Below are 26,373 nucleotides of genomic sequence, written 5' to 3'. Positions count from 1 at the left end.
CCGGAACGATTAACATTTAGGCATCGCCGCTGATAGGCGACGCAAAAATTTGATCCAACTGAAGGAAACCTTCCATGTCCAACACCAAAAAATCACTTGTTCTTGCTACTGCTGTTGCATCTGCTGTTGCTGGTCTTGCAACGACTGCCCACGCTGCTGACGAAAAATGCTATGGTGTTTCACTTGCCGGTGAAAACGACTGTGCTGCTGGCCCAGGCACAAGCTGCGCAGGCACATCTTCTGTTGATTATCAGGGCAACGCTTGGTCGCTGGTTCCAGAAGGCACATGCACAACGATGGAACTACCCGCGATGGCTGACGGCAAAGAGCGCATGGGTTCACTAGAAGCGCTAGAGCGCGACATCCCTGCATAAGCCCAAAATATGGTAAGGTGGGTTTACGCCCACCTTACACCCGTTCTGACAGGAGCCTGCCATGTTTGATGTGTCTCGCGATGCCCCGCTACCCCCGCTTCCCGGTGTTGGCTACAAGCCACAGCACTACGCTGACATTATCAAAAATCCTGACCCTGTTGGTTGGCTCGAAATTCATGCTGAAAACTATATGGGTGACGGCGGACGCCCCATCGCCCAATTGCGCCACCTTGCTGAACGCTTTCCGATTTCGGTTCATGGTGTCGGCCTTTCTATCGGATCCGAGGGCGACCTTGACCCCGATCACCTTGCCCGGCTCAAGCATCTTGTTGATTGGCTGAACCCTGCCAGCTTTTCTGAGCACCTCGCGTGGTCGACCCACGACAGTCATTTTCTGAACGACCTATTACCCCTGCCCTACACCGAAACAACGCTTGCGCAGGTGGCCAGCCACATTACCCAAGTCCAAGATACGCTTGGTCGTCAGATGTTATTAGAAAACCCATCCAGCTATCTGGCCTTTGCGGAATCCACGCTGTCCGAAACCGAATTCCTACGCGAGATCGCCGCGCGCACCGGCTGTGGCCTGCTACTTGACGTGAACAACGTCTTTGTCAGCGCGACCAACCTCAAAACATCCCCCCAAGCCTATATCGACGCCTTCCCACTAGAGGCCGTCGGCGAATTGCACCTTGGTGGCCATGACGAGGACGAAGATGAAACCGGCGCGCCACTGCTGATCGACAGCCACGGCAAGGCAATCGTCGATCCTGTTTGGTCGCTACTGGACTACACGCTTGAACGGTCTGGCCCAAAGCCGCTGTTGATCGAATGGGATAACGATGTGCCCGATTGGGCCACATTGGCAAAAGAAGCCACCCGCGCCGCAACTGCGCTGACAAAGGTCGCAGCATGAAAGTGAACCAAGAAGCGTTTCAGGCCGGGCTGTTTGATCCCGCAGCGCCTGCCCCGACTGGGCTGCAAAACCCCGACGGCGCACCCGCAACAAAACGTTTCGATGTCTACCGCAATAACGTCGCCGTCAGCCTGTCTGACGCGCTAGAGGCCGCCTTTCCGGTGATCCGCAAACTTGTCGGCGATCAGTTCTTCCGTGCGATGGCTGGCGTCTACCTGCGCAAACATCAACCGACTTCTCCGCTGATGATGTTCTACGGGGAAAAGATGCCGCAGTTCTTGCGCCGTTTCCCCCCAGCACAAAGCCTGCCGTATCTACCTGACATCGCAAAGCTAGAGTTGGCAATGCGCCGAGCATATCACGCCGCAGATGCGACAGCGGTTGACCCTCAGGCGCTCGCCGCGCTTGCACCAGATGCGTTGCTTGCGTCGCGCTTGCGTCTTGCGCCGCCGGTACAGGTGCTAACCTCTGACTATCCAATCCACGGTATATACCGTGCAAATACCACCAATGACGCACCCAAACCCGTGATGCAGCCTGAAGCAGTTCTGATTACCCGACCCGGCTTTGATCCGCAAATCCACCTTATCGACCGCAGCACCGCGACTTGCGTCACCGCGCTGATGGATAACACCCCATTGGGCGAGACCCTGACCGACGACCGTTTGGATCTAGGCGCGACGCTGTCGCTTTTGCTCGGCCAATCCGCGATTACTGAAATTCACTGAAAGGAGCAGACATGCAACTCCCCCCATTCATTACCCGGAGCGCCGATCAGTTGAACCGTTTAGGTGATCAGGCCCTTCCCTTGCTTACGCGATTTGTCTTTGCGGCAGTTCTGCTGATGTATTTCTGGAATTCGGGCCTGACCAAATTAGGTGACGGGATATTTGGCTTCTTGTCGCCTTCGTCAGGCGCATACGTACAAATCTTTCCTCGCGCGATGGAGGCGGCGGGCTATGATACGTCGCAACTATCCCTGTTTCATTGGGCGGTTGTCACGGCAGGCACATTGGCCGAGTTCATCTTGCCCCTTCTCATCGTCATCGGGCTTTTGACGCGACTTGCAGCACTTGGGATGATTGGGTTTATCGTGTTGCAATCCCTGACTGACCTATTCGGTCACGGGGGTATTGCACATGACGGAACTTTGGGCGCGTGGTTTGATCGCGTGCCAGATGGATTAATCCTAGATCAACGCGCGTTCTGGGTGCTGTGTCTGGTGACACTGGTCTTCAAAGGGGCCGGCGCATTATCCGCCGACCGCTTGCTGTTCAAAAATGCGCCTTAGGCTCATCCGGTTTACCGGCTGCGATGGCCAACACGCCACCAAGCCCCGCAAATCCAATTGGGAACATGGTCGCTACATTGAACCCAAACGCGGTGTAAAAACACAACGCCGATAGGATCATCAGCCCGCCACCCCAAAGGGCGCGCGCTTTGGCCATCGCACCACCTGCAATCGCCAGCAATGGGGCCATGAAGCTCGCAAAACGGATAAAGCTTGGGTTATCGAAGACACCAAACACCTCCCCCACCTCAGTATGTCGTTCAGTCAATTCGGCATAGCCATAGCCAAACAGGCCAACAAAAATACCCATGATGCCTGCAATCAGGCCAAGGGTGAGTGCGGCATTGCGCATCTGTGTCTCCTTACTGCTCGGACGTCACATAAACACGCGTTGGCTATTCGCCAAGGTGTACGGCCTGTGCGTCGGCCTTCCAACCGATCGTCCATTGGCCATCGGCCTCGATTACTGGGCGCTTCATCAATGTTGGGTGCGCCGCCAATAGCGCAGCAGGATCACTGGCCTTTTCCTCATCAGACAAACCACGCCATGTTGTCGAAGCGCGGTTAATCGCTTTGTCACCAAACTGGGCAATAATTTGGGCGCGATCCGCGTCTGATACGCCATCAGCGCGAACATCTATGACCTGCGGGTCGTGTCCCGCAGCGAGTAGTGCCTTTAATGCTTTGCGACACGTATCGCATGATTTTAGACCGAAAAAACGCATAACGCCTCCTGAATGAGCAATTCGCAACCTTTCGCCAATCAGACGAAGTGTCACTTGCATTTTGCATAGAACACCTAACTCTAGAGAGACAAGGCTTGGGTGCGCTCACTCAAGTAAAGACGACGAAACGGAGGAAGACTCATGCCAAGCGGCACTGTAAAATGGTTCAACACGACCAAAGGGTTTGGATTTATCGCGCCAGATGAAGGCGGATCGGACGTGTTCGTCCATATTTCAGCCGTCGAACAAGCAGGCCTGACAGGGCTCGCCGACAATGAAAAGGTGACCTTCGATTTGATCGAAGGACGAGACGGCCGCAAGATGGCCGGGAACTTAGCGCAGGGTTGACCGCGTTAAGCCGCGATCTTTAGCTTGGCCCGCTCGATGTGGGCCTGGCCGTTTGCCAGACGGTCGCAAGTGCGGGTCAAGCGATCCACCAAATCCATGCGGATTGGGGAAAATGTGTCGCGTGGCGCAGTGTCGGTATTTGGTTGGGTATTCATGTGTTCACTCATCACTAGACCTGGCTCTCTGTTCGTTAGCTGGGACGTATTTACAAAACCATATATATCGCAAAACAGCCCATAACTTATGGGGAAAAGCGGATAGGTTGCATCAAGTGACGCTAGGTCATGCGGCCTTGAGGTATGCAAAAGAGACCAGCCCACAACCAGAAGAATCGCTCAACCTATACTTTGGGTAAGGCTGAAGGAAATACCGCCTTTGACCAACAGAATCAGTCGGAATTTTCATTTTGATGGCGTTTTCGCCACCAATCTAGCATTTCGGCAGACAAAGATCGGCACATCTTTGCCGACCCACACCCCTAGAGCCAGACCGCCCGGGCGTCACTCCCCCAACCTAACGTCCACTGCGTTCCATCTGTGATGATGGGGCGTGCCATGAGGGCGGGTTGTGCCTCTAGCTGCGCATCTGCCTCGCTCTCGCGGAGCCACGCATTCAGGTTGCGGTAGGTCTGTGACTTACGGTCGATGATATTGTCGCCGAATTCCGCAATGAGCGGTGCCCACTCTGCTTCGGACAATGGATCGGCCCGCACATCACGAAAATCCACATCCCGCCCCGCAGCTTCAAGCGCCTTGACAGCCGCCTTGCAGTCGGAACAGGTGGGAAGGCCATAAAGGATCATGTGCTTGGGTCCGGTTTAGTTGCCGGGCGACCTTAGCGGTGCAGGAAGTCATGCACAATAAGATGGGCGGAACCTGCGGTCTATGTTTCATGAAACACTAGGGGAGCGTTCGGACCTCGGGGGTGAACCGCGTCCAGGAAAAGGTCCAGTGGACCTTTTCAGCGGTGAACGCGCGAAGCGCAGGGGGTGCGAAGCGCAGGGGGTGCGAAGCGCAGGGGGTGCGAAGCGCAGGGGGTGCGAAGCGCAGGGGGTGCGAAGCGCCCTCCCCATGGGGGAGGTCCGGGCGCTGCCCGGCGATGCCGGGCTGTGGTCAACATTCTTTGCGAAATCTTGCTGCACACTCCAACAAGTATTTTTGTCTTTCACGTTTCTCCGTCGACTCGTCAAGGTCGGCAAAGGACCAGAATTCTGTCAGTTGAGAAAACTCAAATGGGTTCGTAAGGAAATTCATTAGCATAGGCTGAATTAGCGAACGCACTTGAAAGACAAGCGACTCGGAGTCATCTGCACGGATAGGTTTTCCATGTGAAATAGAGTTCCTACGATGCATCAAGTGACGACCAAGTTCGCGCATTTCTTTTCGGTCTCTAAAAAACGACGCCGCCCTCTCAACAAGCAAGTCGTTTTTTGTATAGTTCGGACCTGCGATTAATTCGAGGAGTCGCCAAGCGTCCAAGAAAGCCGCTTCCGGGTCAGTGTGTCGAAATGCTCGGTAGTGTCGGCGCAACGCCTCTCCGGCTTCTTGTCTCCAAGGAAGGTTGGGAAGCGAACTCCTAATCTTATGCGCATACTCAAGCACCACTTTAGTGCGCTCAGCATCCAACTCCTTACTTTTGCTTCTCAAGGACCATTTATCATACCAAAAAGTATCTGTAGACAAAGCACCGTCCATTTCATGGACCGTAATCTGCGGTGCTACAAGTGTCGTCGCAATTGGCGTGTTTGGAGTTGTTGGTATGATGCTTTGGCCCCGACCACAAAGAACTGACAAGACCCCCAGTTCCAACGATATTGCATCATCCGCTTGCATGTAAGCATCTTCGGGATCAATGGCCTTCACAGTGCCAATCGCTAGTGGCAAAATTGGGAAACTATAGCCTGGAAGATCGGCCGAGAAATCTCGCCCATCTACCTGATTTACCCTCTCTTTGACCGCTTTCTTAATAAAGGTACTGTTCGTCGAAAATCCAAAATTTAGCCAAACCTCGCACTGCTTCCGTCGTCCACTGAGTAGATTTGAGTTCCCCCACATTGGAAACAGAACTTTATAGTTCTTGGTTCTATCTTTTTCTAATTCATGTGCGACACGTCGGCAGTCTTTTAAGAACTCTCCGATCGACAGGTCTTGCTTGGCCTTTATTGCTCTGCCGACCACGCTTCGAATGAAAGCATCAGATTTCCCTCGCGCAATAAGTGCCGAAGCCAAATAGCTTTCCCATTTATCCATTGCAGTAATACTTGGTAAGCTAATGGAGCCGTCACCATTGATGGTTCGGGCGCTGGAGATCGCATTTAGCGCAACACTTAGATCAAAGCCTTTTCGCGCCTCGATCACCGCGGTACCTGTTCAAAAAGCAAGTACGTTACACTCATTGAATCCACTCACCCAATAATCCCTTCAAACTCCCGCCATTCACCTTTGCTCATCCCAGAGGTTTCCTGCGTGACCTTTTCACCCTTAAGCATACGTCGCACGCAGTCAATCGCCTTGCCGGATAGGTTGGCTCCGCCCATGCGGTAGTCTTCGAAGGCGGAATAGGCGGCGGGCACCCAGAGGGCGAGCCGTTTTCCAATATCGACGCAGTGACCATCTATAGAATACGTACATCAGCCGCAAGACTGGTGGCTCTGTCGATCAAAGGTGGTACTTTGGCCGCAACTGTTACTTTGGGTCACAAAAACATCGCTCAAACAGTTGGATATTACAACGCTCGAGGGGATTGGGACGTCGAGTTTTCTGAGCTCATATCAGAAGTCGACGAGGCGCTTGGGTCTGAAATCATTAAGGAATATCAGGATGGTATTGTGCCTCCAAAACTGGAGCAGTTCATTGAACCCATTCTGACGGCTGCAGACCAAGGTTCAGAAATGCCAAAAAACGGAGAAGAAGATACTGGCGAGACCAGTGTTGCCGACGCACGACGAGCCATTGGGTCGTCTTTCCGAATTGTAAGGCGTGGGGTCCTTTGCTCAGCGCGGGGAATGGAGCTTGGCCGATGCTCCAACCGAAGGGGCGTACAAGATTTCACAAACTGTAAATCGGACTGCTTGTGGAGGTTTGAGACCGCTGCGGTGGTGGAGGACCTACGGCAGGTTATTGAAACCTATCTTGAGCATTGGAGTAGCATTGACAAAAATGAAGCACTTTTGGTTTCAGAAGCAGTGGAAGCGCTGGTTGACGCTTTTGAAGGCCGGGACTGGCTTATACAGGAATTTAAAGATGAACCGCTTTACCTCAAATTCATTGACGCCTTGGCGGAACCCCGCATAGCTTCGATCTCAACCAGAGTGAAGAAATTCAAGCTTAAGGTTCAGGGGTATTTATAAGGTGTCGTCTCTCGCCGATTATTCAAGCCGCACGAAGGCATCCACAGTCCAACGCGTTCGGGATGCTATGCTGAAGATGGAACCCGAGGTGCCGTCAGCTTCGAGCACTAAACGGCCAAAGATCACTTTGAGGGCCGTGTGCCAAGTTGCGGGGATTACCGAACAAACACTGCATAAAAAAGAGCATTCCTTATTGAAACAAGAGGTTCGTGAATGGATCGGCAAACTATCCCCGGAGGCCGTGCAACATACGTCAGACCTGAAAAACAACGGGGCAAAGACGCTGAAAATTGTAAACAAGCAGCTGAGTACATTAGCGGCGGAACTCTTGGTCTTGAGGAAGCGAGCCATTGATCTCGAGGCTGAGAACCGCAAGCTACGCCACGAAGCAAAATTAACAAAACAATCGCGATAATGATCATCGAACCTCTTTTGGATACAAGCCGAAAGGACTACCTTGGTTGAGAGAGAAAGCCGCAACAGCTCTGGCATCTTTGGTGATTGAATAATTTTCCAGGCTTTGCCAAGTACCAGAACTAGAAAAATTGTGTGACCTAGGGAGATCGAAGTGCAGCAGTATCATGATGCGTTAAACACCATTTTGGAATGCGGTGAGGAATCGACTGACCGCACGGGCACGGGAACACTCTCCTACTTTGGCTTGCAGTCGAGGTATCGCCTGTCCGACGGCTTTCCGCTGGTAACGACCAAAAAACTGCACCTGAAGTCGATCATTCACGAACTTCTTTGGTTTTTGTCAGGCGAGACCAATATCGGCTATCTGAAAGATAATGGCGTTTCGATTTGGGATGAGTGGGCTGACAAAAATGGCGATCTGGGACCTGTCTATGGCCGCCAATGGCGCGCTTTTTCATCGCTTGAGCCTACTGGGCAGATGTTTGAGGGTAAGCCTCTTTATAAGGAACGGGGCGTCGATCAGATCACAAATCTTATTGATATGATTAACGCGACACCTGATAGCAGGCGCCTTATTGTATCCGCCTGGAACCCTGCCGACGTGCCACAGATGGCGCTCCCTCCATGCCATACGATGTGGCAGGTCCGTATTCATAATGGTCGGTTGCACCTTCAGCTCTATCAGAGATCGGCTGACATGTTTCTTGGCGTTCCCTTTAACATCGCATCCTACGCGTTGCTTCAGGTTATGCTGTCACATGTGATGCAGTATGAGCCAGGTGATTTCGTCCACACCCTTGGAGACGCACACATCTATTCGAACCACATGGATCAAGTCAAATTGCAGCTTTCGCGGACTCCGAAGGCGCTACCAACAGTAAGAATCAATCGTAAAGTGACCTCCATCTTTGACTTTAAGTACGAGGATTTTGAGTTCATAGATTATGACCCCGATCCTGCCATCCGCGCACCTGTGGCGGTTTAAGCCATGATTTCTTTGATTGTCGCGCGCGCAGCCGAAGGTGCAATAGGGTTGGAGGGATCAATTCCTTGGGACATCCCGCAAGACTTAAAATTCTTCCAGCGTGAAACGGTTGGGGGAGCGATCATCATGGGACGCAACACCTGGGATAGCCTTCCGTTTAAACCGCTATCCAAGCGTCTCAACATTGTCGTATCCTCAAATCCAAATGCAGCGGAAATTGCTGCTCCGTCGGTCGCCGCCGCGATCAATTATGCGCGTGGGGCAGGTTTGAGCCGTATATATGGCATAGGTGGAGCGCAAATTTATCAAGAAATGCTGCCGCTTGCGCATAGGTTGTTGATTTCCGAAGTGGATATTGAGGTTCCTAATGCCGATACATTTTTCCCCGACTTTGATGCGGACCTGTGGGAGAAGATCAGCAGCATATCCCTCAGCGATGGCGACCCTACATGCACTTTGCATGAGTATATCAGGCGAAACCAAGACGCTTCCAGTTGAGACAATTCTGAAAGAACACGGTGGAAATTCTCTTTCAATTCGCATGTTTGCCTGAGCGGACTGTTGGGGCGAGTATGAACTGATAAATTTCAATTGACGTCGTTTAATCAATATCAACCTAAACGACACTTAGCCCGTCGATCCCCTGCCCTGTCTATCGCTCAAAACGAAACCGGCAACGATGCCGGTGTCACGTAATCTCGACCAAAACGGAAGACTACCAACAGCAACCTCAAACGGCTCTAGCTCGCTTTCGCAGATCGACTGGTTCGAGACCTACGCTTCGCCCTCGGTTTGATCTTGTGGTCGGCAATACGAGTGAGGACATCCGTCAGCCAAGCCTGCGGATCCACGTTGTTGAGCTTTGCGGTTTCCATGAGGGTGTAGATGATGACAGCCGAGGTGCCACCGCGTTCAGAGCCGACGATGACGTTGTGGTGGTCGCGATGAAACGAGACTTCTTTGAACGTCCTTTCAAGTAGGCATGAATACGCCGTTGCCGAAACGGGCAACAAGAGTATCAAGCAACTGCTTCTCTTCTACGTCGAAGCTCCCAGCGTCTACTAATCGCCAGTTGTTTTCGTACAGGCCAAGCGCCTCAAGTCCGTCCAAGACAGCATTGTCAGGGCGGTTCCAGCACAAAGTGCGTAACTGAGGATATGCGTTCACATAGATTTGCATAATTGAGTATTTATCAGTTTCAACTGCTAGTTCCAAGTTTTTCTCGATCGCGAGCCGCAACTTGGGATCAGCGTTGGCTGCCAGCATATTCACTATGACATATCAGGCTTTAGCCAAGCTAAACTCAGCGCCGTCGTACACCAGCTTAACGAGCGGCCTCGCAAGACCTTGCAATACCGGCCATTCGCTGCGACCGCGAAAACAAGAGGGTCGCGGATTCACAGTTCGCGGGACGAAGCCGCCCTTGTGGGGGAAATATCTAGTGTCTGCTCTGCACTTCCGGACTCCCGCTGCGTAGGAAAACCGCCTACTTTCTAACACAAGAGTGCCACAGTGGCTCCCTATCGTTTCGTTCGATCTCCTGCTATATGTTAAAGGCTTTGACTTATGCCCAAAATTGACGACGCAACGCTGGCGCTTTGGGATGACCAGTCCAACCGTAATCGCCAACTGGATCCCGATGAAGTCGAACAGATGGTCGAGGCGTCCCGCGTTCCGAGTGTTTTGATAATAAAGACGATCACCGACGAAACGCCCGGGGCGTCGGGCTGCTGGTTAGGTGGTGATCCAACATTGCCGGCGCACATTGAATGGCCGTGGGTGAAGTCGGTGCCGATACCAGAAGAATTACATGACTATTATGCTAGGAACAACAAGCCGCTTCCCAAGGTAGGTCCGCTATATCCGATGCATTTCTTCGCACAGATCAATTTGGCTGAGGTGCCAAGAGCACCCGGCATGATCGACTTACCTCTTGAAGGGACATTGTTCTTCTTTGCAGACTATGTAGGTAATGCCGAGAAAAATGTACGAAACCCCAACTACAAGATCATCTATGTCAAAGATGACATCTCGGATAGTCCCAAGCAATCCCAGCCTCAATTCCCGGATGACTTTGACGACTCACATATGATGTACTGGTGGAAGAAGAACCCGGTGAAGTCATTCCGGCACTGGCCAATTACTTTTGCGAACTTTGGCATCATTCATGAAAATAGGTTTCCTAACGATGACTATTGGACGTATGCGCTTAATAAGACCATCGATGAGTGGGACAATATGTTTAGAATGGCTGATAAATCGGGCCATAAAAAGCGTGGCCCTTGGGGCACTGTACCCATGCCGAGTGGGCAGCGACGCCGTGAAGAAAAAAAACAGCATCATTTGTTAGGCATAGATACGCCGCCCGGCTATTCCGGTCCGTACAAACCCGATACTATCCGCCTATTAACTCTTGAACACGATTCTAATCTGAATTTCTGGCACACGGGGCAAATTGGTTTTTTCATCGCTTTTGATGATCTGGCCAAGCGGAACTTTGATGCAGCGTGGGCCTTTACCGAAAGCTCTTAGTCAAGACAAAATCACAACCCCTGATAATTCGGGGGCTGGACATACAACGCCTGAAACTTAACCCTCACCTCGACCTCAGCCGCGTCGTTTGAGCCCATCATTCTTCCAATCAGGAAAGCAGCCATTTGTGTATTACGCTGTATCGGTCAAAGTGGGCTCTTCGCGGTCATAAGCTGCGCAGACCACGAACGGCTGGTCTAGGATGAACTGACTTTCGCTGCACGGCGCATGAACCGGTAAGATGCGGGACGGAGCGCTCTTTCGCTGCAGCTGCGCTGAGGTCCGCTTTAGCAATGGAGAGCCCTATATGCGGGCATCAGAGATTTGGAACATTCTGAGATGCATGTAGAACAGTAGCGTTCGCTAGTTGAGTCCGAACGAACGCATCGATTTGACGAAGGTCAGGCAAAAACTGCTCCGAAAAGCGGTATTCGACAAAGCGCTCTTGCGGCAGCCAGAATGTAAAACGACAGCTGCCAAACGCTGCGGAGGACCGGTATTTTGCGCACCGGCCAAATCCTGACGGTTCACCCGCATCATTCAAGACTGTGAACGCCGCACCACTTGTTGCCGCACGCCCAATGCAACCTTCGCGATATTCAAAGCGTGGGCCTCGGTCTTTATGGCGTTGCAGTATGTTTTCGGACTCCGCCAACGTAGGCTCGCGATACCGTGCGATACCGGGTGCAATCTCGCCGTCGATCACACATTCGAATTGGGTCAGTTTTTTCAACTTCATCCATGAATGAAGGTGAAGTGCCCCAGTCTTTCTGAGTGGCGTATCTGCGGGGTTCAGGTTGGAGCGTAACATGAAGGGACGATGTCGGCTGATCGTCAAACTCGCCCTGAACATTTCCAAAATCAGGCAACGAGAACAAGAGCCTCACCGGAGTTGAAGAATTTTCGATGGATTGAAGCCGTCGCTCCATGATGGGTCGAAACACTCGAAAACCGTCGCGTATTGTCACAACTGGTCTGTCGGCATCAAATCCAACGATTGCATCATTTACGGCGAGAACGGGATCGACATTCATACCAATGGGAAAGTTGAACGCCCAGATGAGACTGTCAGTGCCTTCACTATAGCGCGTGCTACCAGGCTCAAACAGAACGGTTTTTTGCCCAATCATCTCCGCATAGGACGGTGCATTCGACGCTTCTGTGTCGTTGACCAGATAACCGAGGGTGAGATCGAGTGCCGCGAGCAATCCGATCCCTATACACAACTGGCCGATCAAGCGTCGCGATCCCGTCTCGGACGTCTCGGGCACAGGATCATGGGATGTAGTTGGGACATCGCCATAGCGGTTTTGGTATGTGTCGCCTTTCCTTAGGCCGACATAGACGGCAAATAGAAGGCTGGTGAACGCTCCGAGAATTGGGCTATTCAGTACAATAACAGCGAACGCGATAGAGCCCAAAAGAACCCCAAGATACAGGCGACCCGATAACCCAAAATCCTGGCTGCGGCGCACGCCAACCGCAAGCAACGGGAGAATAAGAGCAATGTTAATCAGCGTACCGAGGGTGCCGAGCAGATAAAAGCGATGGGTCCCGCCGAGGACTTTTTCGACAAGCGATGTGCTGAACCAAGTTCCCAAAAAGATCTCGACGCAGATACGGACCGAGACGCAACACAACACGAAATACCAATACTCACGGCGCGATGCGCGACCTTCGAAGGTGGAGTATTTGTCCCAAAGGCTGGATTTGATGGCTTGCTTGAAAGTCATTTGGAACCTCGTCCAAATATACTTAGCGTTCGGTTGTGACCATAAGAAGGCTGTGGAACGGCAACAAGTAGGCCCAACAGGACCGAACATGCATATTTGGGCGTTTCCAAGAACAAGCGGAGAACAAACTGAAGCCGTGATCATTCAAAGCGCTGCATTTGAACAATTAGGATGCCCCGGTCGTTACAATCGCCAATGACAGCATTGCATCCCTCTCAAGTTACCTTTGATCACCTTCCGAAAGCCTTCTGCGATGCGCCGCTACCTTATGTCGATTACCGCAAGTTGACATATTGCACCAACGGCGGCCCCGTCCTCTGCCTGAGTTCAAGAAAAACCAGCTGCATCCTTCGCATTGGCGCAGCTTTGCTGCTTCGGGGGAGCAGAGGAACCCTTCGACAAGCAGGACAAATCGGTCGATCCAGTAATGGCTATGGTTGCCGGTGGTGATCCATTTTGCTGGGGTGGTGCTCAAATCCAAATGTGCGTGTCCCAGAGACGACTTGATTTGAGCCTCAAATTTCTGGATGTCAGCAGGATCGGCTGTCGTATTCCCCAACGAGGCCGAAAGGACGCAGTGTGCAAGCTCCCGAAACTTTACCAGCGCGTCCACATCATCTTGCGATGGCGAGCGGCCTTTTGCGTCTTCATCCTCAGTAATGCTGGCCGTGAGCCAATCCAGCAGCGCGTCAGGTGACGTGATCAAATTGGCTGACCGCGACTTATCGGTGTCCCCAACGGTGTTGAGGAAATCCAAGGCCATATGCCCCCCCACAAAATTCTCATCTGACCACATGGTAACCTCATTTAATATTTTATAGGTTACATTCGTTGAAAAATGGTGTAACCGCTTATTTATCATAAAGCATTACGGGAAAATAGCTATGCTGTCGCTATCCGAACGTTACGATCACAACGGACAATCTATTGCCTGGGGGAAAATGGGAACAGGTGATCCGCTTGTGCTGGTGCATGGGACGCCGTTCTCATCACAGGTCTGGCGACGGATCGCGCCTTTGTTGGCCCAACGATGGACTGTCTATTTTTTCGATTTGATTGGCTATGGCCTGTCGGAGAAGACAGACAATCAGGATGTATCTCTGGCCGTGCAGAATGATCTTCTGGCCGCCATGTTCAACCATTGGGATTTGGATCGTCCCGAAATTCTGTGTCATGATTTTGGGGGCGCGACCGCTCTGCGGGCCTACTATCTGAATGACCTGAGATACAAACGCATGACGATTTTTGACCCTGTTGCGGTCGCTCCGTGGGGCTCGCCGTTCGTTGCGCATGTCAGACAGTACGAGGCTGCATTTGCAGGGCTACCGGCCTATGCCCACGATGCGCTTTTGCGGGCTTATTTGCAAAGTGCCGCGCACAAGAAACTAACGGACGAAGCACTACAGGTCTACATGGCACCTTGGCAGGGCGAGGTGGGACAGCCAGCTTTCTATCGTCAGATCGCACAGATGGATCAGAAATACACCGATGAGGTCGAGAGCCAGTATGCGTCACTGGATTGTCCCACCACGTTGCTTTGGGGCGAAAAGGACGAGTGGATACCCCTGGAACGCGGTCACAAATTGGCAGGTATGTTGACTGACGGCCAGATCACGGTGATCCCAGACGCTGGACATCTGGTTCAAGAGGACGCGCCAGAAGCCATCGTTGCTGCTATGTTCCAGCACAGCCAATAAGGGGTCGACTCCGGCTGAGTGCAGAATAGGGCGGTAAGGAATTTTTTCCCCTCGGAAAAGCGGGAGAGCGGCTCTTCGCTGCGCGGTGCATGAACTGGTAAGTTGCGGGACAAAGGTAGCTTTCGCTGCAACTGCGCCAATGGCTGCTTAGTTGTTACTGGCGGGGCTGTAAGGAATGAGTAACACTACTGAGACAGCTCACATTGAGGAACGTCTCTCATCCCGATACCCATTGGTTACAATGAAGCGCTAAAAACGCCTAAAATGGCCCGTCGCATTGAGGCGATATGGTCGTTTTCTGCATGCACTTCCGGCAGTGCCGTCATTCTGCCGGATGGGCGTTGCGATATCATTGTGCGCAACCATGCCAGCACACCGGATGAAGTTACGCCGATCATCACTGGACCCGCGACGCAGCCTTATCGTATTGATTACGATACAGGCGACCAGTGGTTTGGCATCCGCCTACGCCCGGAACATGGTGCGGCATTGTGGCAAGATGATTTGGGCAATGCGCCTGACAGCGTCTTGAGGGGACCGGAAGCGCTGGATCGCTTGCCTTCGCTCGCCGCGCTTCATGGGGCAGCCCTGACGCTCGATGCTTTAGCGCAGATTATCCCCGCCCAAACTTGGCCTGATGTCGAACCGCGACTTACGCGTGCAATTGACATACTTCACGCGTCTGGTGGACGGCTGCGCATTGATGCATTGGCGCAATTCGTTTCATGTACTGCCCGGCATCTGAACCGTCTCTTTCGCCGCAATATTGGTCTTTCTGCCAAGACCTACGCACAGCTTATACAGTTCCATCGCACACTCAAATTAATCACCAATGGTAATGTTCCGATCATCGCCGCCGCGTTCGAAGGTGGGTATTCAGATCATGCGCATATGGCCCGCACCTTTCGCCGTTTTGGTGGGTTCACACCAAGCGGGATTCCAACAGACTTGTCATTGCCAGACATCCCTCCCAAATAGGTCCGATTTATTCAAGACCTACATGTTGGCGTGGGATACGATCATCTGATGAAACTCGGATACACAATAATTTATGTAGCAGATGTGCCCAAAACGGTCGCATTCTACGAAGCCGCCTTCGGGCTCAAACAACGCTTTATTCACGAGAGCAATCTTTATGGAGAGATGGAAACTGGTGATACAATCCTAGCTTTTGCAGGGACCGAAGCCGCCGAGATGAACGGTCTGGCCATCATGCCGAATACCCCAGATGGACCCGCCGCTGCATGGGAAATCTGTTTTGTCACGGATGATGTGGCAACCGCTTATGAGCGAGCACTGTCAGAGGGTTGCCAGCCAGTCAGCGCTCCTAGCGAAAAGCCGTGGGGGCAGACAGTCTCCTATGTCCGCGATCTGGACGGCTGTATCGTCGAGATTGCCTCTCCCATCCAAGGTTCGGTGTGACATGGACGACGCGACGAAAACGAAGATCACCGACAGCTTGGAAGAAATGATAATTGAGCTGGCACCTGATGCTAACCTGCGACCGATGTATGGCGGCACAGTGGTCGAACTTGAAACAGACAACCCAAAAAGCCGCATTGGCGGTTTCTACGTCTATGCCGATTACGTGTCATTTGAGTTTGCCAATGGTGTCCAATTCGAAGACCCGGACGGTGTGCTGGAAGGGACTGGAAAGTTTCGACGGCACGTCAAACTACGCAGTGCTGGCGATGTAAAGACCAAAACCTGCACGGGCTTTCTAGATCAAGCTGTCGCGCTGTCCCAAACTAACTAAGCCGACATTCGAACACCGCGCAGCATCGGTGAAAGTGGGCTCATTTCTGCCGTTATTTGATATTTGATGTGACAAATTCATGCGTTGGTATAAGTTGAGCCTCTCTGAGGCTTTCAACGGAATCGGTTTAATTTTGGGCCGCCAAACTACTGAGGAAACGCCGCCCAGTATGCAATACTTCACTCAATCCAAAGTCGGAAACGCAGCGATTAGATTGGGATAGAAAGAATACGCTAAAGCAATAATAGCATTCATTTCATGGTCCGCATCCGTCCCAATCCATTCTTGAGGTGAAATCGTTTTCTTAAGGTCGTATAGTCTCCAAGCTCGGGCCAAAATGGCCTCATAGGCTCCTGCTTCATTAGGAAAGAACAAACCCTCTGAACACAAAACGCATCTATACATAGAACAGAGTTCCCCTTTTCTATGACTGGGGTCAATATGAGGAGGTGGTTGGCGTGGACTTTGGCATCTTGCCCCCGACGGCGTACGCCCCCCACGTAGCTTGGAGCGTAACTCATCCGAAATATCGGAAAGCGAACCTGAATAACAACGGGCCATCAACGTCTTCGGATCAATTCCGTTGCCTTCTTGCACTTCCTCCAATGCTGCACCCGTAACTGTGGCAAATTTTCGAAACATCTCTTCAACACGGCTCTTCTGATTAAGATAACGCATTGTTGTACCAATAGATTCATGGTCCAAAACGGATTGAACCGAGAACACATTCCCATCTGTTCTCTCGAACTCGCGTACGGCTCGGGCATCCCTGAAATCCGAAAATCTTAAGTTTGATATCTCAGAGCTTGATCCAGTGCGTATTCCGAAAGCACACTGCATGATGTCCATTTTTGCAGCGGCATGGAATCCAATTTGATACAACAGGCGCTACGGTAGCCGAGGCGGGAAGCGCGTAGACCTCAAATATCGCAGCGGTTCCCGCCTCGGCGGCCATTTGAGTCAAGTCAGAACAGCCCATTCCCGACTTTGGATGTGTATACGTGATGCTGCGGTCGCAGCCCCCTTTCCCGACATTCGCTGCGTGCGCGAAATCCGGGTATGCTCGAACTCACGGTCTGCGGACAAAGCCGCCATCCGACAACATTGCATGAATGGTCGCTTTTGCGGGCCACTCACCGCGTCACGAGCTCTATGCAACCGTTGCATATCACCTTTGACGATGCCGCTCTTGTTCAAGAGAATATAATTTGTTAGCTTAAAGCCGATCAGGGAGGTCCTGATCGATAAATATTCGCAGCGGAGGTCGCGCGTAATGAGCAAGATGCACACATTGGCCGTTTTTATCGGCCGTTTTCAACCATTTCACGTCGGGCACATGGATGTCGTCGAAAACGCTTTGGCACAATCTGACAGTTTGTTGATTTTGGTCGGCAGTTCTTATCGCCCACGCAGTTGGAAAAACCCTTTCTCATATAACGAACGCATGTCGTTCATTCGTGATGCAACGCAAGGCACCGCCAAACCGGTCGCGACATTGCCGCTTGTGGATACGTTGTACAATGATCGCGCGTGGACGACCAACGTTCGTACCGCTGTAACATTGCATATGCGCAAGGTCGGATTGGACCCGGATCAGACCCAAATCCTGTTGGTTGGTTTAGAAAAAGACAAGTCATCCCAATACCTGAACTGGTTCCCGTCTTGGTCGTTGAAGTCTATCTCACCCACCCTGCACAATGGGGATGTCATTAGCGCGACTGATTTGCGCGGAGGGCTCTTCTTTGGAGAAGATGTGACTGACTTGGCGGATAGATTTGGGCATCAACAGGTGGCTGCAGTCCAGCAATGGATGGATCAAAGGCCCGATGCCGTTGATACAATCCGCAAAGAAGGCGCGTTCGTTCGCAGCTATCAGGACCGCATTGACGCCGCAGAGGCCGTCTATGGTTACCCTATCCCAATCAACACCGCAGACGCTGTTGTGATCCAGTCCGGTCATATCTTAATGGTCGAACGCAAGATGGAACCGGGAAAAGGCTTATGGGCTTTGCCTGGCGGCCACATCGATCCTGGGGAAACCGCGGAAGAAGCCAGCCTACGCGAGCTTTACGAAGAGGCGGGCCTCGACATGCCCAAAGGCGCGATGCGTGGGCGGTTGCGGGCTCGGCGTGTGTTTGATCACCCTGACCGGTCTGAACGCGGCTGGGTGCGGACAGAGGCTTTCGTGTTCGAACTGCAAGACCGCAAAACACTTGAGAAACTCAAGGCGGGCGACGATGCAGCCAACGCGCGGTGGGTCCCGATTACCGAGATTATGCCAGATACAATATTCGAGGATCACTTTGATATCATCCAAGCCCTCGTCCCCGATGTGCCCTTTGCTTATTCGTCCATTCTGATGGCGCAAAGCTAAGGCCCGTTGCCCGCAAAGAGCATATCTTTGCATCCTAAATCTGCGGGAGGTCCGCAGGTTTCATATCCGTCCAAATCCGAGGAGGAACAGGACAATGACTTACGACCCAATGGGCGCGCACGCGCTTTTCCAAGATGCTGTAGATGTAGCCAACATTCTGTTCGATACTGACAGCTACAAACTATCCCATTATTCCCAGTACCCTGAAGGCACCCAATATGTGTCATCATACGTCGAGCCGCGTAAGGCATGGGGCCAAATCGACAAAGTAATGTTCTTTGGTTTGCAGATCGAACTGGCAAAACTGGCCGGGCAGGTTGTGACCCAAGCCATGTTGGATGAAGCAACTCCGTTTTTGAAAGCGCACGGTTTCGATATCTTCGTTGAGGGCTGGCAGTACATCCTCGAAACACACGATGGTCGCCTGCCAATCCTGATTGAAGCCCTGCCCGAAGGCACACTTGCGCCCGCCGCGATCCCGCAACTGCGGATCGAAAACACTGATCCCAACTGCTACTGGTTGGTGTCATATCTGGAAACACGTTTGCTGCGGGCTGTCTGGTATCCATCAAGTGTGGCAAGCCTGTCTTATTATGTCATGAACGAAATCCGGGCGCGTCTTGTAATGACTGATGGGGACATCACCGGTGCAGAGTTCAAACTTCACGACTTTGGTGCGCGGGGTGCGACTTGCTTTGAGGCCGCGGGCATTGGCGGGGCAGCACACCTTGTGAGTTCTTTGGGCACCGATACTATTGCAGGGTTGGTCTACGCGCGAAACTTTTATGGTGCTGATATGGCTGGGTTCTCAATTCCTGCCAGTGAACACTCCACCATGACTGCTGCAGGCGAAAGCGGTGAATTGGACCAGATGCGCCGGTTCTTGCAAAAGAACCCGCAGGGCATCATCGCCTGTGTCAGCGACAGTTATGATCTGATGCGCGCGGTCAAAGACTATTGGGGCGGTGCGTTGAAAGACAATGTGTTGGCGCGTGATGGTGTCTTGGTTGTTAGACCCGATAGTGGCGACCCGTTAGAGATCGTCCCCGATGTGATCGAGGCATTGATGGCCAAATTCGGATATGATCTGACCAAACAGGGCTACCGCATTTTGCCAGAAAAAGTCCGCGTGATCCAAGGGGATGGGGTAAACAAGGAGTCCATAGTGCAGATCATGGATGTGATGATTGACCGTGGTCTAGCGATTGGGAACATCGCGTTCGGGATGGGCGGTGGCCTATTGCAAAAGATCGATCGTGACAGTTTTGGATACGCAATGAAGGCCTCTGCCGTGTTCTATGATGGCATGTGGCACGATGTCTTTAAGGACCCAATCACCGCAAACGGTAGCAAGACCTCCAAGAAAGGCAAACAAGGGGTCATGCGGTCCGATTCTGGCCTATTTGTTGCCAGACCGGCAGCGAACATACCCGAAGGGGCGGAAGCCTTGGAATGTGTGTTTCTGAACGGTGAGATCAAAAAGGTGCAGACCTTTGATCAAATCCGCGCAGTTGCATGGCCTGACGCCTAAGGGGTCAACCGAACGAAATCTACTACAGCGGCCTCTTCGGGGGCCGCTGCTTGGCTTGTTCTGGTCAATGGGCTCGTTTCCTGCTTTTAAAAGAAAAGAGACAGCATTCCAGATTGGCCCACCATGTTTACCATGCCAAATGACGTGAGCGTTTATACATTTTTCGACAATATTTCGGATATCGAAACCTTGCACGCTGGCGAAACGTTCGGTCAGCGCCTTGAAGCTGAAATCGACGCGCATCTTGGGCAAATCCACGCGGAAAATCTGCTCCTGAACACGATTGCGCGTTACCGGGATGTCGCCTCGGCCAGCGGCCTGTCCCGCTATGCCTTTAATAAAATGGTGCGCGATGCGCGCTATGATCTCACGATCTTAAGGGAACAGATGGGGCAAATGACCGAAGGGGCAGAGCTTGATCAATTGCCAGACGGCGGTGCGATAAATACGGCCGACCTTATGCGTCAGCGCGCGGCGATGTTGGGGGCAGTGATGTCATCGACCCCAATTTTGTTGCGCGATCCGTGGGGCGGCAAACCGGTCACAACACAATATGGGTTTGAGGATGCAAAGGCGACTGTCGGAAACATCGGGTTTAGCGCCGTCGCCACGCCACGCTACAAGGGTATTTCTTATCGGTTTGCAGTGATGAAACACGAACACGACGGATTCGTGGATCATAATCCCGCGATTATCCTGTCCGACGCATTTTGCGATGCCTTTGAAACTTACAGATCAGATACCGGCTACGCCGCGAACGATCATCCCTTGATGGGGGCTATGGTCGCTGCCTTAAAGCCAAGCGTACACGATCGTTTCCACAATTGGCTTTTGTACGACACCGACGCGAAAAGTGAGGCGTTCAAAGCATGGGGCGACGACATTTTTTTCGTTGATCATAATGACAAGAACCCACTCTTGATAAACTATGAACAAATCGCCTTGTGTTTCCACCTTTACGTCCATCAGACCCTGTCACGGTTGGTTCCAGATCATGAAGAAACGATCTATGGCCAGTTCGAAGCCTGTATCTCTGAAATTGAGGCGTTCCGTCACAATATGAACAAAGGCGGCAATCCGCTGGCGGACGATATTGCAGACGCCACGCTGTATCTCATTGCTTCGAATATTTGCTTCGTCCTCGACCCCTTCAGTATAAAATTTCGATCTTGTCTTGCCCATGCGCCAGACGTCCATCAGCGGATCGTTTCGCCTCGGCCCGACGGACGCGGGATCGCGCATACCCTTCGCATGCTGCACGGCGGGTCAGATGCGGTTCCATCACTGCGATATGGCGGCGCAAAGGAAGCCGTTTTCGAGTATATTCTGCGCTATCCGCTGGTTGAGGAAATCCAAGCCCGACAGGGCGCCGCGAAGATCGCGACAGGTCCCAAAGCCATTGAAACGATACTCCAAGGTATCGCACCGGCGTTGTCTGAAAGGCTGTCGAAAAGGATCGTATCGGACGAAAGCGGGTTTCTGTTTCTGCGAATTGAGCGATCGGAGATCGACTACACCAGTTTCGTTAAACGTAATCAAGAAAAGCGGGTTCTCTTGGTGAATATCCCCGACGGTCAAAACGTCATCTTTGAAAGCGCCCGGCGGATTTCTTTGCTGCAGAACGTGACCAAGCAACGTTTCGTGTTACATGGCGGACGCGATATACTTGCTGTGAATGTGCGGGATGAACAGATCGCGCATGATCTGCTGGAGCAAGCGCGGACATCGCGCGGAATTGACCCACAAAAAATCGTCGAACGCGCGCAGTATCTTGCGCAATTGACCGGCAGTGCCGAGGTCGCGGACCTCTACGGTCTATCCAAGCCGAAGGCGAAATCTGCTGCCCTTTATGCGTTTCGAAAAACCGGTTTCTACGTGCGTAGGTTGGAAAAATACCTGGCATCATCGGTTGGGCCAATCCTCCTGAACCTCGAAAATAATGACGACCAGAGGTTACTGCGCGGTGCTTTGGTTTACATTCCGTTTGACGCCTCGCCAGCGCAGGACATCTCACCAGACTGTCATCTGATCGAGCAAACGGATTACCAGCGGGACTATGAGACACGCGAAACAGCGCAAGCTCTTCCAAAGTTCGAATTGACCATGGGCAATGTTGTCGAAACACGAACAGACATGGACGTGGTATACGACGTATTAGAAAAACTCTCGACGCATAATGTCGTCGTCGCCCATCGCGGAGATTTGTTTGCGCAGGAGCAAGGCGGCATTTTCTTCTAATATCCGAAAGCTGACATTGGTGCATCATGCAGCACAAAGCACTTTGGGCTCGTTGCAGCCATCGGAGCTCGAGCAGCATGTAGGATCTCAGGCAGGTTTGCCCAGTTGAGAACGGCCCATTCCCGCCGTTCGCTGTAACGTCAAGTTTCTGCGGTTGCTCAGAGTCAACGTCATGCTACGTTCACTGTCGAATTGTTCATCATGGCTGTTTTTGTGTTCTGCCTGTAAACTGAAGTGCATGACCATCGAACCAAGACTGGACATCATCGGCGCGGCGCTGGCCGATCCAAGCCGTTCCCGCATTCTGTGCGAGCTGATGGATGGCCGGGCCTTCACCAATAAGGAGCTGGCGTGCGCGGCCTGTATCAGCCCGCAGACCGCGAGCGCGCATCTTAAGCAGCTCGAAGGGGCCGGTCTAACCGCCTCGCTACGCAGCGGGCGACACGTCTATCACCGGATTGCCAATGCAGACGTGGCCGCCACCCTTGAAGGTCTGGCCCAGCTTTCGCCGACCGACCATTTGTCGCGGCCCGGTCGGCACGACGCTGACACGCCGCGCGCGCGCAGCTGCTACAACCACATCGCTGGCAAGTTGGGTGTCTTGATGACGGATCACCTGGTCGCGCGCGATGTGCTGACCGTGCGCGATGACGCAATCATTGCTGGCCCACATTATCAGGTCTTTCTTGATGACATCGGCATCGAGATACCATTTGGGGGCATGGGAAAGCCTCCAGCAAAGCTTTGTCTCGATTGGACAGAACGGCGGCATCACATCTCCGGTCCGCTGGCGACGGCTATCATGCAGAAGTTTCTTGAGGCAAATTGGCTTGAGCGCCGTACAGGCAGTCGGGCGCTGATCGTCACTGATGACGGTTTCGATGCACTTGAACGCTGGTTCGGTCTGAACCGGCTTGACATTGATCTCGGCGATCCGGTCTGAGAGTTCGGTCGATAGCGAACTGTCTTTTCTTACAGCATCGCCGATCTGGGTTATTCGGACTGCAAACCAGCCGGAGTTCCCCATGACACTGCCCAAGCTAGACAACGACAGGTTCGTTCCCGAAAGGGGCCTACGGATCACGGTCCAGGTGCCCGAAACCCACACGCAAAAGATTGTGGATGCGATTTTGGCCGAAGATGCACTAAGATACGGAGACTATGACTCCGTGACGTATCGGACAGCGCCGGGAACCCAGCAATTCAGGTCGCTGGGAAGCGGACGCAACGCCGCTACCGAGAAGGTGGTCGAAGTGCCCTGCGTGGAACTGTCATTTTTCATAGGCGACGCCGAAGCCAATGCCGTGCGGGTTCTGAAGGCTATCTATGCATCCCACCCCTATGAAGAACCAGTTGTCTTCGCAGGGCCATGTGTGAGGACACTCCACATTCGCGGATTGGACGAGGACAATCCCAACAGGTTCTGGAACAGCGTTGCCGAAGACTGGGTGCCGAAGGAGCATCGGTAGCTGTCATTAGTGCAATACGCAGCATTGGTGACTCTGGGCTCGCCGACTGATTGTATGCGACGATATTGGCCTACTTCCGAAAGCCCAGGAACCAACATCCATCGCGTTGGCATAACCAACCACGCTCGCCGGTTTGGTCTCATCGCCTCTCTCTAAAGACACCCAATCGACGCCGAGTGCAGCACAGTAGTTCAGGAAACCAATAATATCTCTGGCCAAGTCGAGAATGGAGTTGGCTGAAAGGCGAGCACCACTGAAACCGCACCAACTTCCAAGTGAGCGTTCGATCATAAAATCAGTAACGATCGTCTCAAGACGGCCTTCATTACTGATGACAATGGGGATCCCAGCAAGCTTGACCGCCTCGGTCCCGAAAAGGCTGAGATCATTCTTTTGAGGCAAAATTAACCTGTAGTGCGCCACCTTCGGTCGATGTCTATTACCCTGCATCTGCTGAAAATCCGTTACTCATGCGCACCGCCCGGCCTGCTTCGCCTGAGCTACGCGGGGCTCCACTCAGCAGGCCTCCGACACTACCGTTTCTTCAACAACTTAACAGGTTTCGTTTAGGAAGGTAGTCATAATACATAACGGTGCCGGATCCACTGACGCGCAACAAAGACAGGCAATTTCACGTGCAGTTTGATTTCGCACATTTCAAACGGCGTCGAATGCCAGTGGCGCATCAGATAGCGGATCAGCCCTTCGTCGTTTTGCACGGATTTTGTGCCTTTGCCGTAAGACACCCGTGCCGCCTGACAGATCGCCGCATCGTCGCCCATATAGTCGATCACCCGGATAAACCCGTGATCCAGCACGTCATGCGCCTTGTACAGGTGGTTCTCCATCCCTTCGGCCACAGCCCGCAATGTTGGTTTTGCGTTTGAACGTAGTTCGTCGATTTCGGCCTGTTGTTCGGCGGTGATGGGCATATTTTTCTCCGGCTGCTAGATTCGCGTTGCGGCTACTATAGAGTGTCTGCCAGCCGCAGGCACCCAAGATGTTGCTGGTTGCGCCGATCTACCTATGGCAGTGTGCCCAAAAATCGACTGTTCAGAGACATCCCCGATGCACACACGCGCTATAGCCTTGATTACATGCCTGATGGCGCAACCCGCCTTGGCGCAATCAACGGTCGATATTCAGGTGGACCAAGCCCGCGCTATCGCGGCCCACGCGGTGCGCGCTGGTGATGTTCAGCTTGCGCAAGAAATCGCTCGCCAATTGTTGGCCCAAGATCCGGATGATCGCACGGCGTTGCTTATTCTTGCGGCCACCGCTACGCAGTCCGAAAACCCGACCGAGGGTCGTACCGCTGGCGCCCGCGCCTGGCGGTTATCCCAGACAGCCCCCCAGAAATACGAAGCCGCCCGGCTGACCGCGCTGGCCGCTGCCAAAGAAGAACGGTTCACACTTTCAACACTCTGGCTCCGCCGTGCGTTAACCGTTGCCCCAAACGACGCAGAATATGCACAGACCCTCGCCGACGCCCGGATAATTAAACGGCGCAACCCGTGGTCGACACATTTTGGATTTTCGGTAGTTCCGTCAGACAATGTCAACGGTGGTGCAGAAGGCACGACCCTTACTGCGCCCGGAAACCCCACTGGCACGCTGTCGGATGACGCCCGCGCGCTTTCAGGAATACGCGCGTCGTTTAGCCTTCGCACCCGGTACCGCCTTCATGAAAACAAAACCAGTCGTACCACCGTTGGCCTAAAGTACAGCGGTGCCCGCGTTCGGCTTACAGATGACATCGACATTCCAGACGATGCGTTCGACACCAATGCCGCGGAATTAAGCCTACGCTATGATCGCGCCCTACCGCATGGAAATTTTGGTTTAAATGCGTCGGTGGGCGTTTCAGATTATCGTGAAGCCACGACAGGCGATCAAGATGTCGAGTTTCAAAAATACGACATCCTCCGCTTTGGGCTTAGCTACCAAACGCCACTTTCAGATCGATCTAAGGTTGCGTTGGCAGCGCGAACAGAACAGCTCAGCTATCTTGAGGAAGCTATCGGTGAGGTGCAGCGTAACACCCTCAGCATGTCATATATCCACGCGCTAAGCAGCGGGGACAGCTGGCACGCATCTATTAGTGCGACCGATAGCGTGGGCGACAGTGTAAACTACACTTCGAATACGATGACTATTCAGGGAGGATACAACTGGAAAGATCCGATTGGCCCCGTAACCATTTCTGTTGGTGCGGGGTACACGCGCACGGATTACCCTGACTACCGACTTCTATATCCGGTAACCGGTGGGCGCACCGATGATACGCTATTTTATAACATCAACGTTGGTTTTCCTGACGCAACTTACGCTGGCTTCACGCCCGGCCTCAGCCTGAATCGCAGCCTGTCTGAAAGTAACGTCAGCCGGTACACCCGCGATAGCATGTCAGTTGGGATTACACTAAAGTCGGTGTTTTAGTCACGACGTCACTGCGTGAAAGAGCCAGCGTTGAGAACTGATTACAACACTCGTGGGCATACTAGACTGTAGCAAATCCATTCCAGCCAACTATATGATTATGCCAGTCACGCGATCGCGTATATGACACGCGAAGCACCAATTAAAATTGGCACTTCGCGCAAAAAGAACACTTTACCCCTGCAGGGTTAAAACAGTT

General features: G+C 52.7%; 29 protein-coding genes and 3 pseudogenes. 20 read left to right on the top strand and 12 right to left on the bottom strand.

What is annotated here, in order from left to right; translation table 11 throughout:
• Positions 1-74: 74 nt before the first annotated feature.
• From CYQ09_RS01980 to CYQ09_RS01965, 4 genes are all read left to right on the top strand, one after another.
• On the top strand, positions 75-374 hold the full coding sequence (locus tag CYQ09_RS01980; protein ID WP_106743788.1) for a BufA1 family periplasmic bufferin-type metallophore: 300 nt from the start codon (positions 75-77) through the stop codon (positions 372-374).
• A 61-nt stretch (positions 375-435) separates the two neighbouring features.
• Positions 436-1,290 (top strand): MNIO family bufferin maturase, encoded by an 855-nt coding sequence (gene bufB, locus CYQ09_RS01975; RefSeq protein ID WP_106743787.1) that lies wholly within the window; start codon positions 436-438, stop codon positions 1,288-1,290.
• A complete protein-coding gene (locus CYQ09_RS01970; protein ID WP_106743786.1) occupies positions 1,287-2,018 on the top strand; it encodes a DNA-binding domain-containing protein in 732 nt (243 codons plus the stop codon). The genes bufB and CYQ09_RS01970 overlap by 4 nt, the downstream gene beginning before the upstream one ends.
• An 11-nt stretch (positions 2,019-2,029) precedes the next feature.
• Entirely contained in the window at positions 2,030-2,581 is a 552-nt protein-coding gene (locus tag CYQ09_RS01965; protein ID WP_106743785.1) for a DoxX family protein, read from the top strand.
• On the opposite strand, the gene CYQ09_RS01960 is transcribed toward CYQ09_RS01965, so the two are convergent.
• Together CYQ09_RS01960 and CYQ09_RS01955 are read right to left on the bottom strand one after the other, a co-directional pair.
• Positions 2,565-2,933: a hypothetical protein gene (locus CYQ09_RS01960; protein ID WP_106743784.1), complete on the bottom strand. Its 369-nt coding sequence runs from the start codon at positions 2,931-2,933 to the stop codon at positions 2,565-2,567. The genes CYQ09_RS01965 and CYQ09_RS01960 overlap by 17 nt on opposite strands.
• A gap of 43 nt (positions 2,934-2,976) precedes the next feature.
• Positions 2,977-3,306 carry an arsenate reductase family protein gene (locus tag CYQ09_RS01955; protein WP_106743783.1) on the bottom strand — a complete coding sequence of 110 codons (330 nt, stop codon included), beginning with the start codon at positions 3,304-3,306 and terminating at the stop codon, positions 2,977-2,979.
• A 141-nt stretch (positions 3,307-3,447) separates the two neighbouring features.
• Between CYQ09_RS01955 and CYQ09_RS01950 the strand changes: the two genes are divergently transcribed.
• On the top strand, positions 3,448-3,654 hold the full coding sequence (locus tag CYQ09_RS01950) for a cold-shock protein (protein WP_106356632.1): 207 nt from the start codon (positions 3,448-3,450) through the stop codon (positions 3,652-3,654).
• A 5-nt stretch (positions 3,655-3,659) separates the two neighbouring features.
• Here the strand turns inward: CYQ09_RS01950 and CYQ09_RS18225 are convergent, their stop codons facing one another.
• The 4 genes and pseudogenes from CYQ09_RS18225 to CYQ09_RS01935 all read right to left on the bottom strand — a co-directional run.
• Positions 3,660-3,809 carry a hypothetical protein gene (locus CYQ09_RS18225; protein ID WP_162617542.1) on the bottom strand — a complete coding sequence of 50 codons (150 nt, stop codon included), beginning with the start codon at positions 3,807-3,809 and terminating at the stop codon, positions 3,660-3,662.
• A 323-nt stretch (positions 3,810-4,132) separates the two neighbouring features.
• Entirely contained in the window at positions 4,133-4,456 is a 324-nt protein-coding gene (locus tag CYQ09_RS01945; protein WP_106743782.1) for an arsenate reductase family protein, read from the bottom strand.
• 310 nt (positions 4,457-4,766) lie between these two features.
• A complete protein-coding gene (locus CYQ09_RS01940; protein WP_106743781.1) occupies positions 4,767-6,011 on the bottom strand; it encodes a hypothetical protein in 1,245 nt (414 codons plus the stop codon).
• Between the two features lie 47 nt (positions 6,012-6,058).
• Positions 6,059-6,238, bottom strand: a pseudogene (locus CYQ09_RS01935) (FAD-dependent thymidylate synthase); the annotation flags it as partial.
• A gap of 87 nt (positions 6,239-6,325) precedes the next feature.
• On the opposite strand from CYQ09_RS01935, the gene CYQ09_RS01930 reads away from it, so the two are divergent.
• The 4 genes from CYQ09_RS01930 to CYQ09_RS01915 all read left to right on the top strand — a co-directional run bounded on the left by CYQ09_RS01930 (position 6,326) and on the right by CYQ09_RS01915 (position 8,903).
• Positions 6,326-7,003, top strand: coding sequence for a hypothetical protein (locus CYQ09_RS01930; RefSeq protein ID WP_162617541.1), 678 nt, complete (start codon positions 6,326-6,328; stop codon positions 7,001-7,003).
• A gap of 67 nt (positions 7,004-7,070) precedes the next feature.
• On the top strand, positions 7,071-7,418 hold the full coding sequence (locus tag CYQ09_RS01925; RefSeq protein ID WP_162617540.1) for a hypothetical protein: 348 nt from the start codon (positions 7,071-7,073) through the stop codon (positions 7,416-7,418).
• A gap of 153 nt (positions 7,419-7,571) precedes the next feature.
• Positions 7,572-8,405 carry a thymidylate synthase gene (locus CYQ09_RS01920; protein WP_106743778.1) on the top strand — a complete coding sequence of 278 codons (834 nt, stop codon included), beginning with the start codon at positions 7,572-7,574 and terminating at the stop codon, positions 8,403-8,405.
• Positions 8,406-8,408: 3 nt separating this feature from the next.
• A complete protein-coding gene (locus CYQ09_RS01915) occupies positions 8,409-8,903 on the top strand; it encodes a dihydrofolate reductase (protein ID WP_106743777.1) in 495 nt (164 codons plus the stop codon).
• 242 nt (positions 8,904-9,145) lie between these two features.
• Here the strand turns inward: CYQ09_RS01915 and CYQ09_RS01910 are convergent.
• Positions 9,146-9,325 (bottom strand): annotated as a pseudogene (locus tag CYQ09_RS01910) (transposase domain-containing protein); the annotation flags it as partial.
• A gap of 52 nt (positions 9,326-9,377) precedes the next feature.
• Complete coding sequence (locus CYQ09_RS01905) at positions 9,378-9,671, bottom strand: hypothetical protein (RefSeq protein ID WP_239495873.1); 294 nt, start codon at positions 9,669-9,671, stop codon at positions 9,378-9,380.
• 300 nt (positions 9,672-9,971) lie between these two features.
• On the opposite strand from CYQ09_RS01905, the gene CYQ09_RS01900 reads away from it, so the two are divergent.
• The gene (locus tag CYQ09_RS01900) at positions 9,972-10,937 is read left to right on the top strand and encodes a DUF1963 domain-containing protein (RefSeq protein ID WP_106743776.1); all 966 of its coding nucleotides are present in this window, start codon (positions 9,972-9,974) and stop codon (positions 10,935-10,937) included.
• 620 nt (positions 10,938-11,557) lie between these two features.
• On the opposite strand, the gene CYQ09_RS01890 is transcribed toward CYQ09_RS01900, so the two are convergent.
• Positions 11,558-12,670: a DUF805 domain-containing protein gene (locus tag CYQ09_RS01890; RefSeq protein WP_162617539.1), complete on the bottom strand. Its 1,113-nt coding sequence runs from the start codon at positions 12,668-12,670 to the stop codon at positions 11,558-11,560.
• Positions 12,671-12,890: 220 nt separating this feature from the next.
• Positions 12,891-13,466 (bottom strand): CGNR zinc finger domain-containing protein, encoded by a 576-nt coding sequence (locus CYQ09_RS01885; protein ID WP_162617538.1) that lies wholly within the window; start codon positions 13,464-13,466, stop codon positions 12,891-12,893.
• An 88-nt stretch (positions 13,467-13,554) separates the two neighbouring features.
• Between CYQ09_RS01885 and CYQ09_RS01880 the strand changes: the two genes are divergently transcribed.
• The 4 genes from CYQ09_RS01880 (at position 13,555) to CYQ09_RS01865 (ending at position 16,123) form a co-directional block, all read left to right on the top strand.
• The gene (locus tag CYQ09_RS01880) at positions 13,555-14,367 is read left to right on the top strand and encodes an alpha/beta fold hydrolase (RefSeq protein WP_106743772.1); all 813 of its coding nucleotides are present in this window, start codon (positions 13,555-13,557) and stop codon (positions 14,365-14,367) included.
• Positions 14,368-14,631: 264 nt separating this feature from the next.
• On the top strand, positions 14,632-15,345 hold the full coding sequence (locus CYQ09_RS01875) for a helix-turn-helix transcriptional regulator (RefSeq protein WP_106743771.1): 714 nt from the start codon (positions 14,632-14,634) through the stop codon (positions 15,343-15,345).
• A gap of 48 nt (positions 15,346-15,393) precedes the next feature.
• Positions 15,394-15,789 carry a VOC family protein gene (locus CYQ09_RS01870; protein ID WP_106743770.1) on the top strand — a complete coding sequence of 132 codons (396 nt, stop codon included), beginning with the start codon at positions 15,394-15,396 and terminating at the stop codon, positions 15,787-15,789.
• 1 nt (position 15,790) lies between these two features.
• The gene (locus CYQ09_RS01865; protein ID WP_162617537.1) at positions 15,791-16,123 is read left to right on the top strand and encodes a DUF1801 domain-containing protein; all 333 of its coding nucleotides are present in this window, start codon (positions 15,791-15,793) and stop codon (positions 16,121-16,123) included.
• A 183-nt stretch (positions 16,124-16,306) separates the two neighbouring features.
• On the opposite strand, the gene CYQ09_RS01860 is transcribed toward CYQ09_RS01865, so the two are convergent.
• Complete coding sequence (locus CYQ09_RS01860; protein ID WP_162617536.1) at positions 16,307-16,801, bottom strand: hypothetical protein; 495 nt, start codon at positions 16,799-16,801, stop codon at positions 16,307-16,309.
• 595 nt (positions 16,802-17,396) lie between these two features.
• On the opposite strand from CYQ09_RS01860, the gene CYQ09_RS01855 reads away from it, so the two are divergent.
• The 5 genes from CYQ09_RS01855 to CYQ09_RS01835 all read left to right on the top strand — a co-directional run bounded on the left by CYQ09_RS01855 (position 17,397) and on the right by CYQ09_RS01835 (position 23,735).
• On the top strand, positions 17,397-18,497 hold the full coding sequence (locus CYQ09_RS01855) for an NUDIX domain-containing protein (protein WP_106743767.1): 1,101 nt from the start codon (positions 17,397-17,399) through the stop codon (positions 18,495-18,497).
• A 94-nt stretch (positions 18,498-18,591) separates the two neighbouring features.
• On the top strand, positions 18,592-20,028 hold the full coding sequence (locus CYQ09_RS01850) for a nicotinate phosphoribosyltransferase (RefSeq protein WP_239495833.1): 1,437 nt from the start codon (positions 18,592-18,594) through the stop codon (positions 20,026-20,028).
• Positions 20,029-20,151: 123 nt separating this feature from the next.
• Positions 20,152-22,266: a hypothetical protein gene (locus CYQ09_RS01845; protein ID WP_106743766.1), complete on the top strand. Its 2,115-nt coding sequence runs from the start codon at positions 20,152-20,154 to the stop codon at positions 22,264-22,266.
• Between the two features lie 238 nt (positions 22,267-22,504).
• Positions 22,505-23,209 (top strand): ArsR/SmtB family transcription factor, encoded by a 705-nt coding sequence (locus tag CYQ09_RS01840; protein ID WP_162617535.1) that lies wholly within the window; start codon positions 22,505-22,507, stop codon positions 23,207-23,209.
• Positions 23,181-23,735, top strand: a complete 555-nt coding sequence (locus tag CYQ09_RS01835; RefSeq protein ID WP_239495832.1) for a hypothetical protein — start codon at positions 23,181-23,183, stop codon at positions 23,733-23,735. Before CYQ09_RS01840 ends, CYQ09_RS01835 begins: the two co-directional genes overlap by 29 nt.
• A 590-nt stretch (positions 23,736-24,325) precedes the next feature.
• Here the strand turns inward: CYQ09_RS01835 and CYQ09_RS01825 are convergent.
• Positions 24,326-24,667 (bottom strand): annotated as a pseudogene (locus CYQ09_RS01825) (FAD-dependent thymidylate synthase); the annotation flags it as partial.
• 136 nt (positions 24,668-24,803) lie between these two features.
• Between CYQ09_RS01825 and CYQ09_RS01820 the strand changes: the two are divergent.
• Positions 24,804-26,174, top strand: a complete 1,371-nt coding sequence (locus CYQ09_RS01820; protein ID WP_106743762.1) for a surface lipoprotein assembly modifier — start codon at positions 24,804-24,806, stop codon at positions 26,172-26,174.
• Positions 26,175-26,373 lie beyond the last annotated feature (199 nt).

Origin of the sequence: Yoonia maritima (assembly GCF_002933395.1) — a bacterium.
In the GTDB taxonomy this organism is placed as follows: Bacteria; Pseudomonadota; Alphaproteobacteria; order Rhodobacterales; family Rhodobacteraceae; genus Yoonia; species Yoonia maritima_A.
The sequence above is the reverse complement of the archived record's forward strand: the minus strand, read 5'-3'. Positions and strand labels throughout refer to the sequence as shown.

Coding starts and splice junctions, on each gene's coding strand:
- CYQ09_RS01980 (WP_106743788.1), top strand. CDS start 75: ATGTCCAACACCAAAAAATCACTTGTTCTTGCTACTGCTGTTGCATCT.
- bufB (WP_106743787.1), top strand. CDS start 436: ATGTTTGATGTGTCTCGCGATGCCCCGCTACCCCCGCTTCCCGGTGTT.
- CYQ09_RS01970 (WP_106743786.1), top strand. CDS start 1,287: ATGAAAGTGAACCAAGAAGCGTTTCAGGCCGGGCTGTTTGATCCCGCA.
- CYQ09_RS01965 (WP_106743785.1), top strand. CDS start 2,030: ATGCAACTCCCCCCATTCATTACCCGGAGCGCCGATCAGTTGAACCGT.
- CYQ09_RS01960 (WP_106743784.1), bottom strand. CDS start 2,933: ATGCGCAATGCCGCACTCACCCTTGGCCTGATTGCAGGCATCATGGGT.
- CYQ09_RS01955 (WP_106743783.1), bottom strand. CDS start 3,306: ATGCGTTTTTTCGGTCTAAAATCATGCGATACGTGTCGCAAAGCATTA.
- CYQ09_RS01950 (WP_106356632.1), top strand. CDS start 3,448: ATGCCAAGCGGCACTGTAAAATGGTTCAACACGACCAAAGGGTTTGGA.
- CYQ09_RS18225 (WP_162617542.1), bottom strand. CDS start 3,809: ATGAATACCCAACCAAATACCGACACTGCGCCACGCGACACATTTTCC.
- CYQ09_RS01945 (WP_106743782.1), bottom strand. CDS start 4,456: ATGATCCTTTATGGCCTTCCCACCTGTTCCGACTGCAAGGCGGCTGTC.
- CYQ09_RS01925 (WP_162617540.1), top strand. CDS start 7,071: ATGCTGAAGATGGAACCCGAGGTGCCGTCAGCTTCGAGCACTAAACGG.
- CYQ09_RS01915 (WP_106743777.1), top strand. CDS start 8,409: ATGATTTCTTTGATTGTCGCGCGCGCAGCCGAAGGTGCAATAGGGTTG.
- CYQ09_RS01905 (WP_239495873.1), bottom strand. CDS start 9,671: ATGCTGGCAGCCAACGCTGATCCCAAGTTGCGGCTCGCGATCGAGAAA.
- CYQ09_RS01900 (WP_106743776.1), top strand. CDS start 9,972: ATGCCCAAAATTGACGACGCAACGCTGGCGCTTTGGGATGACCAGTCC.
- CYQ09_RS01890 (WP_162617539.1), bottom strand. CDS start 12,670: ATGACTTTCAAGCAAGCCATCAAATCCAGCCTTTGGGACAAATACTCC.
- CYQ09_RS01885 (WP_162617538.1), bottom strand. CDS start 13,466: ATGTGGTCAGATGAGAATTTTGTGGGGGGGCATATGGCCTTGGATTTC.
- CYQ09_RS01880 (WP_106743772.1), top strand. CDS start 13,555: ATGCTGTCGCTATCCGAACGTTACGATCACAACGGACAATCTATTGCC.
- CYQ09_RS01875 (WP_106743771.1), top strand. CDS start 14,632: ATGGCCCGTCGCATTGAGGCGATATGGTCGTTTTCTGCATGCACTTCC.
- CYQ09_RS01870 (WP_106743770.1), top strand. CDS start 15,394: ATGAAACTCGGATACACAATAATTTATGTAGCAGATGTGCCCAAAACG.
- CYQ09_RS01865 (WP_162617537.1), top strand. CDS start 15,791: ATGGACGACGCGACGAAAACGAAGATCACCGACAGCTTGGAAGAAATG.
- CYQ09_RS01860 (WP_162617536.1), bottom strand. CDS start 16,801: ATGCGTTATCTTAATCAGAAGAGCCGTGTTGAAGAGATGTTTCGAAAA.
- CYQ09_RS01855 (WP_106743767.1), top strand. CDS start 17,397: ATGAGCAAGATGCACACATTGGCCGTTTTTATCGGCCGTTTTCAACCA.
- CYQ09_RS01850 (WP_239495833.1), top strand. CDS start 18,592: ATGACTTACGACCCAATGGGCGCGCACGCGCTTTTCCAAGATGCTGTA.
- CYQ09_RS01845 (WP_106743766.1), top strand. CDS start 20,152: ATGTTTACCATGCCAAATGACGTGAGCGTTTATACATTTTTCGACAAT.
- CYQ09_RS01840 (WP_162617535.1), top strand. CDS start 22,505: ATGACCATCGAACCAAGACTGGACATCATCGGCGCGGCGCTGGCCGAT.
- CYQ09_RS01820 (WP_106743762.1), top strand. CDS start 24,804: ATGCACACACGCGCTATAGCCTTGATTACATGCCTGATGGCGCAACCC.